Source organism: Streptomyces sp. NPDC104367 (genome assembly GCF_055583825.1).
This window is the reverse complement of record NZ_JBVJND010000007.1, coordinates 53,882-68,002: the sequence shown is the minus strand read 5'-3', so window position 1 is coordinate 68,002 and position 14,121 is coordinate 53,882. Positions and strand designations below refer to the sequence as shown.

Here is a 14,121-nt window from a genome sequence, read left to right as displayed (position 1 = left end):
ACCGCCCGGTACGACTCCGCCGGCGGCCCTCGGGGGAGGGGCCGCCGGCGGAGCACACCACGCCCGGGGCCGGGGGGAACGCCCCGGGCGGCTGCCTCCTCGACTGCCCGTCAATCCGCCGGCCATGCAAGCGGACTCGGAAGCGACCGCCCCTGGCCCCCACCCCACCGACCGAGCAGGCGGCCCGCCGACCTCACGACCGGTTCCCACCCGCGTCCGGCCACCGCACGAACCATGCGCGGTGCCCCCGGCGACAGCCGGTTCGTGGTGGTGGTCGGGGCCGGTCGGGGTCGCTCAGTGTTGCCGGGGTGGGCGGCGCAGGACCGCGGTGGCCAGGGCGGCGCCCAGCAGGCAGAGCGTGCCGGTGAGCAGGACGGAGGTGTGGACGCCGTTCATGAACGCGTTGCCGCTGCCCTCGACGACCGCGCGGCGCAGCGCGGCCGGCATGCCGTCGGAGACCGGTGCGACGCCCATGGCCACCGCGTCCTCGGCCGCCGTGAGCTGCCCCGCCGTGGCCACGGGCACGCCCGCGCCGGTCAGTTCGGGGCCGAGGGTCGCGCCGACCCGCGCGCTGATGACGGAGACCAGCACGGAGGTGCCGAGCGCGCCGCCGATCTGGAGGGTCGTGGCCTGGAGGCCGCCCGCCACCCCGCCGTCCTGGACGGGCGCGTTGCCGACGATGGCGTCGGAGGACGCGGCCATCACCATGCCGACGCCGAGGCCGAGCGCGACGAACGGCGGCCACATGGTGGCGTACGAGGAGTCCGTGGACCAGGTGAGCATCCCGAAGCAGGCCGCGGCCTGGAGGACCATGCCCAGCGGCATCGTCAGCCGGGCGCCGAAGCGGCCGGTGATGGCCGCGCCGAGCGGCGAGGCGACCAGCGAGGCGAGGCTCAGCGGCAGGGTGCGGACGCCGGCCTCGACGGGCGAGTAGCCGCGCACGTTCTGGAGGTAGAGCATGATGAAGAAGATCGCGCCCAGCATCACGAAGAAGTTGAGCGCGGTGATGATCGTGCCGACGGTCAGCGCGGGGCTGCGGAACAGCCGCATCGGCAGCAGCGGGTGCTCCCGCCGGGTCTCGTACCAGCCGAAGACGACGAGGACCAGCAGGCCGAGCACGACCGCGGTCCAGGTGCCGGCCGAGGTCCAGCCCCAGGTCTCGCCCTTGACGACGCCGAGGACCGTGCTGAGCAGTCCGGCGGCGAGCAGGACGACGCCGGGGATGTCGAAGCGGTGGTGTCCGGTGGAGTTCTTGGACCGGGGCAGCACGAACGCGCTGAAGGCGCAGGCGAGCACGCCGATGGGCAGGTTGATGTAGAACACCGACTGCCAGCTGACGTTCTCGACGAGGAGACCGCCGACGATCGGGCCGAGCGCGGTGGAGACGGCGGAGACCATGGCCCAGATGCCGACCGCCATCGCGAACCGGCGCGGCGGGAAGACGGCCCGCAGCAGGCCCAGGGTGTTGGGCATCAGCAGTCCGCCGAACACGCCCTGGAGGGCGCGGAAGAGGATCACGCCGCCGACCGAGCCGGAGAGGCCGATGGCGACGGAGGCGAGCGCGAATCCGGCCACACCGGCTATGTAGAAGGTGCGCCGGCCGAGGCGGTCGCCGAGCTTGCCGCCGAGGATGAGGGTGGCGGCGAGGGCGAGCAGGTAGGCGTTGGTCACCCACTGGAGCTGGGCCGTGGAGGCGTTCAGATCGCGGCCGATCTCGGGGTTGGCGATGGCCACCACGGAGCCGTCGAGCTGCACCATGAAGAGGCCGAAGGCGACGGCGGCCAGGGTGAGCCAGGGGTTGGCCCGGCGTCCGCCGCCGACGGCGGCGGTGGGCGGAGCCGTGGCGGATGCGGGCACGGCGGAGTGATCCACGGAGGTGGACGGCATGGGGATCCCTTGTCTGGTACGGGGATGAGCGGCGGTGGGCCCCCCGCGCCGGCCGCTGTCGGGCACGCCGAGGTGCCCGCGGGCGCGGGGCGGGAGAGAGGTGCGGTCAGCGGGCGGCCGGGTGGAGCCGGTGCGCCAGTGAGGTGAGCGCGCCGGTGACCGAGCCCAGGGCGTCCAGCTGGCCCTCGGTGAGGGAGTGCAGCGCCTCGGTGAGGTACGAGACCTCCAGCGCGCGCACCTCGGCCAGCCGCCGCCGGGCGACGGGCGTGAGGTGGAGGCGGGCGACCCGCTTGTCGGCGCTGTCCTGCCGGCGTTCCAGCAGGCCCTGCTCGGTGAGCTGGGAGACCAGGGCGCTGACGTTGTTGGGCTTCATCAGCAGCGCCTCGGCGGCCGCACGGACCGTGGTGCCCTCCTGCTGGGCGACGAACCGCAGCAGGTTGAGCTGACCCTCGGGCGGCTTGGGGTGCGGGAAGTCGCGGGCGACCCGCCGGTCCAGGGCACGGTGCAGCGCGGGAAGGCAGTCGGCGAGCTCGGTGGCCACGCGGTCGACGCCCCGCTGCTGGGGTGCGCTGGTTCCGGACACGTCCCGAGGATAGGTATGTCCTCATACCCATGTCAAACAGGTATGACCTCATAGGCATCGGCCGCCACGCACGCCCCTAGGCCGCGGGGCGCGCGTGGTGACCGGGGCAGGACGGCATAAGCTCGGCGGATGGCGAAGTACTTCGACGTGCACCCCGACAACCCGCAGCCGCGCAGCATCTCCCAGATCGCCGACTCGGTGCGGTCGGGATCCCTGATCGCGTACCCCACCGACTCCTGCTACGCGCTGGGCTGCCAGCTCGGCAGCCGGGACGGCATCGACCGGATCCGCGGCATCCGGCACCTGGACAACCGGCACCACTTCACCCTGATGTGCCGTGACTTCGCCCAGCTCGGCCAGTTCGTGCACGTCGACAACGACGTGTTCCGGGCCGTGAAGGCGTCGACCCCGGGCAGCTACACCTTCATCCTGCCGGCCACCCGGGAGGTGCCGCGCAAGCTGCTGCACCCGAAGAAGAAGACCGTCGGCGTCCGCATCCCCGACCACGTGGTCACCCAGGCGCTGCTGGCGGAGCTGGGCGAGCCGCTGCTGTCCAGCACGCTGCTGCTGCCGGACGAGGCGGAGCCGCTGACCCAGGGCTGGGAGATCAAGGACCGGCTCGACCACCAGGTGGACGCGGTGGTCGACTCCGGGGAGTGCGGCACCGAGCCGACCACGGTCATCGACTTCTCCGACGGCGAGGCCGAGATCGTCCGCCGGGGCGCGGGCGACACCTCACGCTTCGAGTGACACCGGGCTCCCCCGGCGCCACCCGTCCCGCCCCCGCGTGCCACGATGACCGGGACATGCCGCGCCGGGTGTCCCCCACCCCGACGCCGACTCCACAGAGAGGCACTTGCGCCATGACCGCCGTACAGGGAACCGACGTCGACATCGCCACCGCGGACGGTGTCGCCGACGCCTACCTGGCCCACCCCGCCGACGGGCTCCCCCACCCGGGCGTGCTCTTCTACCAGGACGCCTACGGCATCCGCCCGCACCTGAAGTCGATGGCGGACCGGCTCGCCGGCGCCGGTTACACCGTTCTGATCCCGAACGTCTTCTACCGCAAGGGCCGTACGCCGGTCGTCGAGCTGCCCGAGTTCATCGACCCGGCCGCCGACCCGACGCTCTGGCAGCGGATCGGCCCGATCATGCAGTCGCTCACGCCCGACCTGGTCCGGCGGGACGCCGGCGCCTATCTGGACTGGCTGGCCGGCAGCCCGCTGGTGGCCGACGGGCCGGTCGCCCTCACCGGTTACTGCATGGGCTCCCGGCTGGCCGTGTACACCGCCGCCGCCCACCCGGACCGGGTCGCCGCGGCGGCCGGCTTCCACGGCGGCGGCCTGGTCACCGACAGCCCGGACAGCCCGCACCGGGCGCTGGGCACCGTCACCGCGGAGCTGTACTTCGGCTTCGCCGACCAGGACCACTCGATGACCGCCGAGCAGATCGGTGCCTTCGAGGAGGCGCTCGACGCCGCCGGGATCCGCAGCACCTGCGAGGTGTATCCGGGTGCGGCGCACGGCTACACCCAGGCCGACACCCCGGCGTGGTCCGCCGAGGCCTCGGAGCGGCACTGGGACGCGCTGTTCGACCTGCTCAAGCGCGCCTTCTGAGACGGCCGAGCGGCCCGCGACCGGAGGTCCGGTCGCGGGCCGCCCAACTGCTGTGCGTCAGCCGGTCGTGACGGCGGTGTCGTCGATGACGAAGCTGGTCTGGAGCGAGGAGTCCTCGACACCGCTGAACTTCAGGGTGACGGTCGAGCCCGCGTAGGAGGCGAGGCTGAAGGACTTCTGGGTGTAGCCGGAGGCCGCGTTGAGGTTCGAGTACGTGGCCAGGGTGGTCGAACCGGCGGTGACCGTCAGCTTGTCGTACTGGGTGCTGGTGGTGGTCTCGGCCGTGTCGATGTGCAGGTAGAACGTGAACGTGGTGTTGGTGCAACCGCTCGGGATCGTCACCGACTGGGACAGCGTGTCGGTGTGGGTCGATCCGTAGCCGTCGAGCCAGGCGTAGTACGAACCGGCGTGCGACGACTGGCTGCTGGAGCTGGTGATGACACCGCTGGTCGCCGTCCAGGTGGTGTTGCCCGACTCGAAGCCCTGGTTGCCCAGCAGCTGCGAGGAGGTGCAGGAGCCGCTGCCGGACGAGCTGACCGTCCAGGTGAAGGACGCGGTGCCGGTGGCGCCGGTGGAGTCGGTCACCGTGACGGTCGTGCTGTAGGTGCCCGCCGTGGTGGGGGTGCCGGTGATCGCGCCGGTCGAGCTGCTGATCGACAGGCCGGTCGGCAGTCCGGTCGCCGCGTAGGTCAGCGAGCCGGAGTTGCTGCTGCTCGCCGAGATCTGCAGGCTCACCGCGGTGCCCACGGTGGAGGACTGGCTGCCCGGGTTGGTGACCGTGACGCCCGTGGTGGGCACGGTGATGTGGCTGCCCACGTTGATGCCGGCGAAGGCGTTGCCGACCCCGGCGTACTGGGTGGAGCTGGTGCCGTACAGGGCGGCGGCCGCGCTGAGGGCGGCGGTGCGGGCACCGGAGTAGCTGGTGCTCGACGTCATGTACGAGGTCAGCGCCTTGTACCAGATCTGCAGGGCCGCGTCCCGGCCGATGCCGGCCACGGCGACGCCGTCCGAGGTGGTGCTGGTGTAGGTGACACCGTTGATGGTCTTGGTGCCGCTGCCCTCGGACAGCAGGTAGAACATGTGGTTCGCCGGACCCGAGGAGTAGTGCACGTCGAGGTTGCCGACACCGGAGTACCAGCTGTCCGCCGACGAGCCGTCCTTGCTCGGCTTGTCCATGTAACGCAGCGGCGTGCCGTCGCCGTTGATGTCGATCTTCTCGCCGATGAGGTAGTCGCCGACGTCGGTGGAGTTGTTGGCGTAGAACTCCACGCCGGTGCCGAAGATGTCGGAGGTCGCCTCGTTGAGACCGCCGGACTCACCGGTGTAGTTGAGACCGGCGGTGTTCGAGGTGACGCCGTGGCTCATCTCGTGGCCGGCCACGTCCAGCGAGGTCAGCGCGTGGGTGCTGCTGGTGCCGTCGCCGTAGGTCATGCAGAAGCAGTCGTCGTCCCAGAAGGCGTTGACGTACGCCGTGCTGTAGTGGACGCGCGAGTAGGCGGCGACGCCGTCGTTCTTGATGCCGCTGCGGCCGAACGTGTTCTTGTAGAAGTCCCAGGTCTCCTGGGCCCCGTAGGCCGCGTCGGCGCCGGCGGTCTGGGTGTTGGAGCCGGATCCGGTGCCCCAGACGTCGTCGGAGTCGGTCATCAGGGTGCCGGTGCCCGACGTGCCGTTGTTCAGGGAGTACGTCTTGTGGCCGCCGCGCGTGGTGTCGTACAGCTGGTACGTCGAACCGGACAGCGTGGTGGAGAGCGACACCGTGCCGCTGTACTGGGTGTTGCCCGTACCGGACTTGATCGCCTGGTAGCGGTACAGCTCCTTGCCGCTGGTGGCGTCCGTGATGACGTGCAGCTGGCTGGGCGTGCCGTCGTCCTGGAAGCCGCCGACCACGGTCTCCCAGGCGAGCTTCGGGGTGCCGGTGCCGGCCCAGATCACCTTGCGGGCGCTGTCGGTGGTGGCCTTCGTGGCGTCGAGCGCCCTGGCCGTCCTGAGCGCCTTGGTCGCGGCGGCCGCCTTGGTGACGGTCGGGCTGACGGAGGCGACCTGGACGGTGTGCTTGTTGTTGAAGGTCGTGCTGACGGTCCCGGCCGCGAGGGAGGCGGGCGGGGTGTGCACGACCAGGTCGCCGCCGAGGACGGGCAGGCCCGCGTAGGTGCGCTCGTAACGCGTGTGCAGGGTGCCGTCGTTGTCCTTGGTGACGTCCTTGACGACCAGCTTCTCCTTGGCACCGAGGCCGATGGTGCGGGCGGTCGCGGTGGTCTTCTTCTGGGCACTCCTGACCAGCGCGGTGTGCTGGGCGGGAGTGAGCTCGGCCTCCAGGCCACCCGTGCGCAGGGGACTGGGGTGGGCGGAGGCGGGCTGGGCGTTCGCCGGGACCGACTGGATGCCGACGGCGAGGAAGGCCGCGGTGGAGACCAGGGCGGCTCCGACCGTGGCGCGTCTGTGGGGAAGACGTCTCACTCGTACTCCTCCTGCTGCGGCCGCCGGGTCGCGGCCGGTGACAGACCGGGCAGACGGGTGTGCTGTCCGGACGAGCTGAGCTGTGCGGGAACCGGGATCCGGGGGACCTGGGGTACGCGGTCCGGGATCCGTGTGGACACGCCCTGGGGGAAGCGTGTGCTCAGCGAGGATTCCAGTTTTGACCCGCACATGTCAGCGGCGTCGAGGTCATTCAAGGGTTTTCCCTATGCACCGCAGGGGGGGTGGGGGCCAGGCGCTCAGACGGAGGGCGGGCGCACCATGAACACGTCCACCGGGTCCTCGCTCTCGACCGTGAACCCGTGGCGGGCGTAGAGCCGCCCGGCCGCGCTGCCGCTCAGGACGTTCAGCCGGACGGTGGTCCCGTCGCGGTCGCAGCGCTCCAGCAGCGCGCGCAGCACGGCCGAGCCGATGCCGCGGCCCTGGACCTCCGGGGCCAGGTAGAAGTGCTCCAGCCAGTGGGCGTCCGGGCCGGGCCGCAGCGCCACACAGCCCGCGAAGCGGCCGTCCGCCTCGATCACCCAGGTGTGCGCCGCGTCGAACCCGTCGCGCAGCCGTTGCCGGACGCGGTGCGGGTCGTACCGCCCGAGCCGCTCCAGGTCGTCCCGGAGCACGACGGCACGCAGCCCGGCCACCGGCTCGACGTCCGCCCGGGACGCCCGCCTCAACCGCCAGTCCGCCACGCCGGCAAGCGTAGCCGGGCCGTGCGCGCGGACCGGCGGCGCCCCCGGTGCGCCTGCCCGGAAGTGCCGCCACGGGCGTTCTATCTTGATCCGGCGTTCCGGTACGGCCACCCCCCCACCCCCACGGAAAGGGCCATCCCATGCGGGTCTTCATCGTCGGCACAGGCAACATGGCGGGCGGCATCGCCACCCGGGCGCTGGCGGGCGGGCACCAGGTCCGGCTGATCGGCACGGATCCGGCCAAGGCCGCCGCGCTCGCCGACGCGCTGGGCGAGCGGGTGCCCGGCGCCGACGTGGCGCCCGCCGTGCCGGACGCCGTGGGGGCGGCGGACGTGGTGGTGCTCGCGGTGCCCTTCGACGCGGCCAGGCAGGTCGTCGCCGACTACGGCGACCAGCTCGCCGGCAAGACGGTGGTCGACATCTCCAACCCGGTGGACTTCTCCACCTTCGACTCGCTCACCGTGCCCGCGGACAGCTCGGCCGCCCAGCAGATCGCGGCGGCCGCCGCGCCCGGCACCCGGGTGGTGAAGGCGTTCAACACCACTTTCGCGGGTGCCCTGGTGGCGGGCGAGGTCGGCGGGCTGCCGCTGGACGTGTTCATCGCCGGCGACGACGCCCCGGCCCGCGACCAGGTGGCCGAACTCGCCGCCTCGGGCGGGCTCAACCCGGTGGTCGTCGGCGGCCTGCGGCACGCCCGCGAGCTGGAGGGCATCCAGCTGCTGCACATGGCCCTGCAGACGCGGCCCGAGGGGCACGGCTGGATGAGCGCGCTCAAGATCGTCGCCCCCTGATACCCCCGAAGTCCCGTTGAACGCCGCGCCCGCCACCCCGTCCCGTAGTACCTTCCCCACAACAGCGGTGACTCTGGGGGGAGTTGCACACATGCACGGCACGACGGAAGGGTTCCACTACGGCGCGGTGACACCGGTGGCGGGCTATCTGACAGCCTGTCTGGGCGGGGCGCTGGGACTGCGCTGCATCGTCCGGTCGCTCGGCAACGGGGGGCGGCGGACCGGCTGGCTGGCGCTGGGCGCGGCCTCGATCGGCTGCGGCATCTGGACGATGCACTTCATCGCGATGATCGGCTTCCACGTCCAGGAGACCTGGATCCACTACGACGTGGGCCTGACGGTGCTCAGTCTGGCGGTGGCCATCCTCGTCGTGGGCGTCGGCGTCTTCACCGTCGGCCACCGGGGCGCGGGCGCGGGGCCGCTGTGGACGGCCGGGGTCGTCACCGGGCTCGGCGTGGCCGCCATGCACTACCTCGGCATGGCCGCCCTCCACGTGGACGGCACGATCCGCTACGACCGGCTCACGGTCGCGCTGTCGGTGCTGATCGCGATCGCGGCGGCGACGGCCGCACTCTGGGCGGCCGTGTCGATCCGGGGTTTCACGGCGAGCCTGGGCGCCAGCATGGTGATGGGTCTGGCGGTGTCGGGCATGCACTACACCGCGATGGCGGCGGTGCACGTCGATGTGCACCCGGCGGCCGCGAGCGCCTGGCCGAGCGAGTCACCGTCCTCGCTGCTGCTGCCCATGCTGCTGGGCCCGCTCGTCTTCCTGCTGCTGGCCGGGGTGGTGGTGATGTTCGACCCGCTGCTGGTCCTGGGCGAGGGCGACTGGCACGGGCAGGCGGCCGAGCGGACCGGGGGCGCGGCGGCGGTCCGGCCCGTGCGGCCGCGGACGTCCCGGCCGCGGGGCGGTCACGCGACCCGAAGCCGCGACGCCGAACCGGCCCGCCCGGCACCCGGCGGCACGGACCGGCACGGCGCGCCCACCCGCCCGGCGTCCCGCGGCGGCGGCCGGCACGGCGCCTCCGCACGGCCCGGACCCGGCCCGCAGGGCCCGTACGGCACTCCGTCGAACCCCTCCGAGTGGTGACCGGTCCATCGGCCAACCCCCAGGTCACGCGCCGTCGTTGGGCGTTGCTACGGTTCCCCGCGTGTCTGACTCCTCACGCAAGACCGCAGAAGGCGCCGGCTGGGGCTCCGCCGAACGCGGTGACTACCGCCATCTCATGCCCGAGCACGTCCAGAAGGTGTCCTGGCTGGACCCCCGGCTGCTGTGGGCCGCCCGCAACGGGGTGCTGGCCTCCTGGTTCGGCGACCCGACCGGCCGTACCCGGAGCCGCTGGGTGGCGCAGCGGGCCGCCGCCGGGGCACCCGCCGACAAGGTGATCCGGCGGCACGAGGCGGACCGCTTCTCGTTCATGGTGATCGGTGACACCGGGGAGGGCGACGACTCCCAGTACGCCGTCGTACCGGGCTTCCTGAGGGTGGGTCAGGACACCGACTTCGCGGTGATCGCGAGCGACGTGATCTATCCGGTCGGCGCCGCCGCCGACTACGGCACCAAGTTCTTCCGTCCGTACCAGGACTATCCGGCGCCGCTGTACGCGATACCCGGCAACCACGACTGGTACGAGGACCTCGGCGCGTTCATGCGCGTCTTCTGCGACGACGCGCCGCCGCTGCCCGCCGGGCCGAGGCCGCGGCCGCTCACCCGCGCCTGGTGGCGCGCCCTGCTGTGGCACCGGCCGCGCGCGGTGGACGAGGAACTCCTCGCGCAGGCGCGCAAGTCGCGGCCCGCGCCGGAGCAGACGGCCGTCCAGCCGGGCCCCTACTGGGCGATCGACGCCGGGCCGCTCCGGATCGTCGGCATCGACACCGGCCTGCTCGGCACGGTCGACGCGGAGCAGGGCGCCTGGCTGCGCGAGGTGTCCCGGGGGCCGCGCCCGAAGATCCTGGTCACCGGCTCGCCGCTGTACGTGGACGGGGAGCACCACCCGTGCCCGGTCGAGGGCGGCGGCACGGTCGACGACATCGTCCGCGACCCGGCCCACCACTACGTGGCGGCGATCGGCGGTGACATCCACAACTACCAGCGCTACCCGGTCGACGTGGACGGCCGCACCATCCAGTACGTGGTCTCGGGCGGCGGCGGTGCCTTCATGCACGCCACCCACACCATCCCGCGGATCTCGGTCGGCGGCGTCACCGAGGACGACTTCCGCTGCTACCCGCTGCGCGGCGACTCCCTCGCCTTCTACAGCCGCCTCTACGGCCGCAGACTGCGGCTGCCCCGCTTCCTCACCCTCACCGAGGCCGAGGCGACGGCCGTGATCGCCGAGCGGCTCGGCATCACACCCGGCCGTACCCCCGGCCCGGACACCAGGGTCACCCGGCGCACCCGGCTGGTCGCGGCCCTGATGGGCGTCGCCGGCCGTCCGGAGCGCACCTCGCGCCTGCGGCTGCCGGTGCGCAAGATGTACACCCAGCTGTTCTCGCCCAGCTCGGTCACCTACAGCCCGCCCTTCTTCAAGTCCTTCCTGCGCCTGGACGTCAGCCCGGAGGCGGTGCGGCTGCGCTGCTTCGCCGCCACCGGGAACCTCCCGCAGGAGCTGGACCCGCCGGTCGAGGACGAGATCACGATCCCGCTGGTCGGATCACACTCCCGCAATGTTCGGGTGTCACAATCGGGGCAGAACTGACGTACGACAGCTGGAGGATCCGTGCCGTCCACCCCCCGTCCGCTGCGCCGGCTCGGCTTCCTCACGATCGGTCTGTTCGACGGGGCGGACCCGGGCCGGGGGCACGAGTCCACGCTGGAGATCATCGAGCTGGGCGAGCGGCTGGGCTTCGACAGCGCGTGGGTGCGCCACCGCCACCTCCAGTACGGCATCTCCTCGCCGGTCGCGGTGCTGGCGGCCGCCTCGCAGCGCACCAGCCGCATCGAACTGGGCACCGCGGTGATCCCGCTCGGCTGGGAGAACCCGCTGCGGCTCGCCGAGGACCTGGCGACCGTCGACGTCCTGTCCGGCGGCCGCCTCAACCCCGGGGTGAGCGTGGGCCCGCCCATGCACTACGAGCAGGTCAGGGAGGCGCTCTACCCGGACACGGCCGACGCCGAGGACTTCGGGTACGAGCGGGTGCGGCGGCTGCTGGACCTCGTGCGCGGCAAGCCGGCCACCGACTTCAGCGGGGTCGAGGGCTTCGAGGTCTTCTCGGACGTGGTGCAGCCGCACTCCCCCGGTCTCGGCCGGCGGCTCTGGTACGGCGGCGGCAGCCTCGCCTCGGCCCGCTGGGCCGGCGAGCACGCCATGAACTTCCTGACCAGCAGCGTCGTCAAGGCCGAGGACCCGGACGGCACGAGCGACTTCGCCGAGATCCAGCTCGCGCACGTCCGCGCGTTCCGCGCCCGCCACCCCGACGGGGACGCGGCCCGGGTCTCCCAGGGGCTGGTCGTCATCCCCACCGACTCCGCGACGCCCGAGCAGCGCGCCAGGTACGAGGCCTACGCGGCCAAGCGGCTGGCGCGCACCACGACCCCGCAGGGTCCGGCGCGGCTGCTGTTCGCGCCGGACCTGGTGGGCACCTCGGCCGAGCTCGCCGAACGGCTGCACGCGCACGCCGCGTTCCGCGAGATCGACGAGGTGGCCTTCGCGCTGCCGTTCACCTTCGAGCACGAGGACTACGTCCAGATCCTCACGGACCTCGCGACCCGCCTGGGCCCGGCGCTGGGCTGGCGCCCCGGGTCCGCCGCCTGAGTCACCAGCGGCCCGGCTCGGTGCCGGTCACCGGCTCCGACGGCCTGCCGTCGACGCCGACCGGCACCTCGCCGTGCAGCATCACCCGGTGCATGACCCGGGGGAAGCCGAGGTGGGCGTTGTCGCCGGGCGCGAGATGGATGGTGGCCCGGTTGTCCCAGAAGGCGACGCTGCCGGGCGCCCAGCGGAAGCGGACCGTGTACTCGGGCCGTACCGCCTGTTCCAGGAGCATCTCCAGCAGCGCCGCGCTCTCCGGGCGGGAGACGTCGGCGATCTGCTCGACGTAGTAGCCGTTGACGTACAGCACCCGCTCGCCGGTCTCCGGGTGGACCCGCACCAGCGGGTGCACCGAGGCCACCTGATGGTCCAGCAGGTGGCGCAGGTAGGAGTCGTCGCCGGGGCGGGGCTGGTAGCCGACGCCGAGGCGGTGCTCGGCGCGCAGCCCGTCGGCGAAGGCGCGCACGGGCGCGGAGAGCCCGGCGTAGGCGGCGGCCAGGTTGGCCCAGGTGGTGTCGCCGCCGTAGGGCGGGACGGTCTCGGCGCGCAGGATCGTGGCCGCGGGCGGGTCGATGCGGGCGCCGTGGTCGCAGTGCCAGCCGCGCAGCAGCGTGTGCCGGCGGCGCTGGAGCCACTCCTCGTGCTCCATGCCGAACCGTCCGCCCAGCTCCAGCCGGTCGGCGGTGGTCTCCACCTCGGGGAAGCCGGCCGGGGAGGCGCTGCCGCGCCGCCCGAGGACGACCGGCTCGCCGAAGCGGCGGGCGAAGGCGACGTGCCCGGCGTGGTCGAGCCGCTGCTCCCGGAAGAACACGACCTTCCAGCGCAGCACGGCCTCCCGGATCAGGGCGACGACGGAGTCGTCGAGGTGCCCGGCCAGGTCGACGCCGGTGATCTCGGCCCCGATGTGCCCCGCGACCGGGTTCACCCGGACGGTCTGGTTCCCCGTGCTGCTTCCCGTGGTCATACGTGCTCCGAAGGTCGTCGGTACCGGTTCCACGAAGATCGTGACAGCCGGGCGCGCTCGGCAGAAGACGTTGCGGATCGCACCGGAGCCGTGATGATCGCGGGGGAACGGACCTTCGGCCGAGGAGTGACCCGTGCACGAGACCGCCGGCCTCATCGCCCGGAGCTACCGGCTGGGGCCGGGCCCCTGGAGCCTGACGCCCGTCGCGCGGGGCGGGCTGGGCCGGATCTGGCGGCTCACGGGCCCGCGCGGTTCCTGGGCGGCGAAGCAGCTCGTGTTCGGCTGCGACGAGGAACAGGTGGAGCGGGAGGCCGGGTTACGGCTCGCCGCCGAGCACCTCGGCATCGCCTCCCCCCGCCTGCACACCGACCGAGACGGCACCCACGTCACGCGCGTCCCGGTGTCCCGGACCGTGGTGGCCGTGGCCGGGGCGGGGTGACGGCCCGGTCGTTCGCCGCCGGCTTGATCACCGCGCACCCCGTCGGTGAGGCTGGGGGGAGGACACAGTCGAGGGAAGGCCCCATCGTGATCAGCATTCCTGCGTACACGCTCAATGACGGTACGTCGCTGCCCGCCGTCGGTCTGGGCACCTGGCCCATGGACGACGCGCAGGCCGAGCAGGCCGTCCGGCACGCGCTGGAGCTCGGTTACCGGCTCGTCGACACGGCGGTGAACTACCGCAACGAGACCGGGGTCGGCCGGGGCGTCGCGAGCAGCGGCGTGCCGCGCGAGGAGGTGGTGGTGACGACGAAGGTCCCGGGCCGCGACCACGGCTACGAGGAGACCCTCGCCTCCTTCGAGGAGTCCCGGCGGCGGCTGGGCGTGGAGTACGTGGACCTGTATCTCGTCCACTGGCCCAACCCCCGGGTCGGCAAGTACGTGGACACCTGGAAGGCGATGGTGCGGCTGCGCGAGGAGAGGCTGGTGCGGTCGGTCGGCGTCTCCAACTTCACCGAGGAGCACCTGACGCGGCTGGAGAAGGAGACCGGGGTGCTGCCGTCGGTGAACCAGGTGGAGCTGCACCCGCTGTTCCCGCAGGAGGAGCTGCGGGCCTACCACGCGTCGAAGGGGATCGTGACGGAGAGCTGGAGTCCGCTGGGCCGGGACCACAGGCTGCTCGACGACCCGGCCGTCGTCTCGGTGGCGCGGGAGCTCGGGGTGACGCCCGCCCAGGCGGTGCTGCGCTGGCACGTCGAGCTGGGTGCCGTGGCCATCCCGAAGTCGGCGGACCCCGGGCGGCAGCGGGCCAACCTGGACCTCTTCGGCTTCCGGCTGTCCCCGGAGCAGACGGCGGCGATCTCAGAGCGGGCCCGGCAGCGGCTGGGCGGCGACCCGGACCACCACGAGGAGTTCTGAGCCGGCCCGCC

General features: G+C 72.7%; 14 protein-coding genes. 8 read left to right on the top strand and 6 right to left on the bottom strand.

Going from position 1 to position 14,121, the window contains the following annotated elements:
* Nucleotides 1–294: 294 nt before the first annotated feature.
* A complete protein-coding gene (locus ACZ619_RS12655) occupies nt 295–1,887 on the bottom strand; it encodes an MFS transporter (RefSeq protein ID WP_469597691.1) in 1,593 nt (530 codons plus the stop codon).
* A 106-nt stretch (nt 1,888–1,993) separates the two neighbouring features.
* Nucleotides 1,994–2,470: a MarR family winged helix-turn-helix transcriptional regulator gene (locus ACZ619_RS12650; RefSeq protein WP_469597689.1), complete on the bottom strand. Its 477-nt coding sequence runs from the start codon at nt 2,468–2,470 to the stop codon at nt 1,994–1,996.
* Between the two features lie 129 nt (nt 2,471–2,599).
* Between ACZ619_RS12650 and ACZ619_RS12645 the strand changes: the two genes are divergently transcribed.
* Nucleotides 2,600–3,220: an L-threonylcarbamoyladenylate synthase gene (locus ACZ619_RS12645; RefSeq protein WP_469597686.1), complete on the top strand. Its 621-nt coding sequence runs from the start codon at nt 2,600–2,602 to the stop codon at nt 3,218–3,220.
* A 113-nt stretch (nt 3,221–3,333) separates the two neighbouring features.
* Complete coding sequence (locus tag ACZ619_RS12640; protein ID WP_469597684.1) at nt 3,334–4,089, top strand: dienelactone hydrolase family protein; 756 nt, start codon at nt 3,334–3,336, stop codon at nt 4,087–4,089.
* Nucleotides 4,090–4,146: 57 nt separating this feature from the next.
* Here the strand turns inward: ACZ619_RS12640 and ACZ619_RS12635 are convergent, their stop codons facing one another.
* The 3 genes from ACZ619_RS12635 to ACZ619_RS12625 form a co-directional block, all read right to left on the bottom strand.
* The gene (locus ACZ619_RS12635) at nt 4,147–6,546 is read right to left on the bottom strand and encodes a M4 family metallopeptidase (protein WP_469597682.1); all 2,400 of its coding nucleotides are present in this window, start codon (nt 6,544–6,546) and stop codon (nt 4,147–4,149) included.
* Complete coding sequence (locus tag ACZ619_RS12630; RefSeq protein ID WP_469597680.1) at nt 6,543–6,686, bottom strand: hypothetical protein; 144 nt, start codon at nt 6,684–6,686, stop codon at nt 6,543–6,545. The genes ACZ619_RS12635 and ACZ619_RS12630 overlap by 4 nt, the downstream gene beginning before the upstream one ends.
* Nucleotides 6,687–6,803: 117 nt before the next feature.
* Entirely contained in the window at nt 6,804–7,247 is a 444-nt protein-coding gene (locus ACZ619_RS12625; protein WP_469597677.1) for a GNAT family N-acetyltransferase, read from the bottom strand.
* A 140-nt stretch (nt 7,248–7,387) separates the two neighbouring features.
* Here ACZ619_RS12625 and ACZ619_RS12620 point away from each other — a divergent pair, with 140 nt between their 5' ends.
* The 4 genes from ACZ619_RS12620 (at nt 7,388) to ACZ619_RS12605 (ending at nt 11,793) form a co-directional block, all read left to right on the top strand.
* A complete protein-coding gene (locus tag ACZ619_RS12620; protein ID WP_469597675.1) occupies nt 7,388–8,038 on the top strand; it encodes an NADPH-dependent F420 reductase in 651 nt (216 codons plus the stop codon).
* Nucleotides 8,039–8,129: 91 nt separating this feature from the next.
* Nucleotides 8,130–9,128: an MHYT domain-containing protein gene (locus ACZ619_RS12615; protein WP_469597672.1), complete on the top strand. Its 999-nt coding sequence runs from the start codon at nt 8,130–8,132 to the stop codon at nt 9,126–9,128.
* A gap of 61 nt (nt 9,129–9,189) precedes the next feature.
* Nucleotides 9,190–10,737 (top strand): metallophosphoesterase family protein, encoded by a 1,548-nt coding sequence (locus ACZ619_RS12610; protein ID WP_469597670.1) that lies wholly within the window; start codon nt 9,190–9,192, stop codon nt 10,735–10,737.
* Between the two features lie 21 nt (nt 10,738–10,758).
* Nucleotides 10,759–11,793 (top strand): LLM class flavin-dependent oxidoreductase, encoded by a 1,035-nt coding sequence (locus ACZ619_RS12605; protein WP_469597668.1) that lies wholly within the window; start codon nt 10,759–10,761, stop codon nt 11,791–11,793.
* Between the two features lies 1 nt (nt 11,794).
* Here ACZ619_RS12605 and ACZ619_RS12600 read toward each other — a convergent pair whose 3' ends face one another.
* Nucleotides 11,795–12,754 (bottom strand): TauD/TfdA dioxygenase family protein, encoded by a 960-nt coding sequence (locus ACZ619_RS12600; RefSeq protein WP_469597666.1) that lies wholly within the window; start codon nt 12,752–12,754, stop codon nt 11,795–11,797.
* Between the two features lie 133 nt (nt 12,755–12,887).
* On the opposite strand from ACZ619_RS12600, the gene ACZ619_RS12595 reads away from it, so the two are divergent.
* Nucleotides 12,888–13,193, top strand: coding sequence for a hypothetical protein (locus ACZ619_RS12595; protein ID WP_469597664.1), 306 nt, complete (start codon nt 12,888–12,890; stop codon nt 13,191–13,193).
* A gap of 86 nt (nt 13,194–13,279) precedes the next feature.
* Nucleotides 13,280–14,110 (top strand): aldo/keto reductase, encoded by an 831-nt coding sequence (locus ACZ619_RS12590; protein WP_469597662.1) that lies wholly within the window; start codon nt 13,280–13,282, stop codon nt 14,108–14,110.
* Nucleotides 14,111–14,121 lie beyond the last annotated feature (11 nt).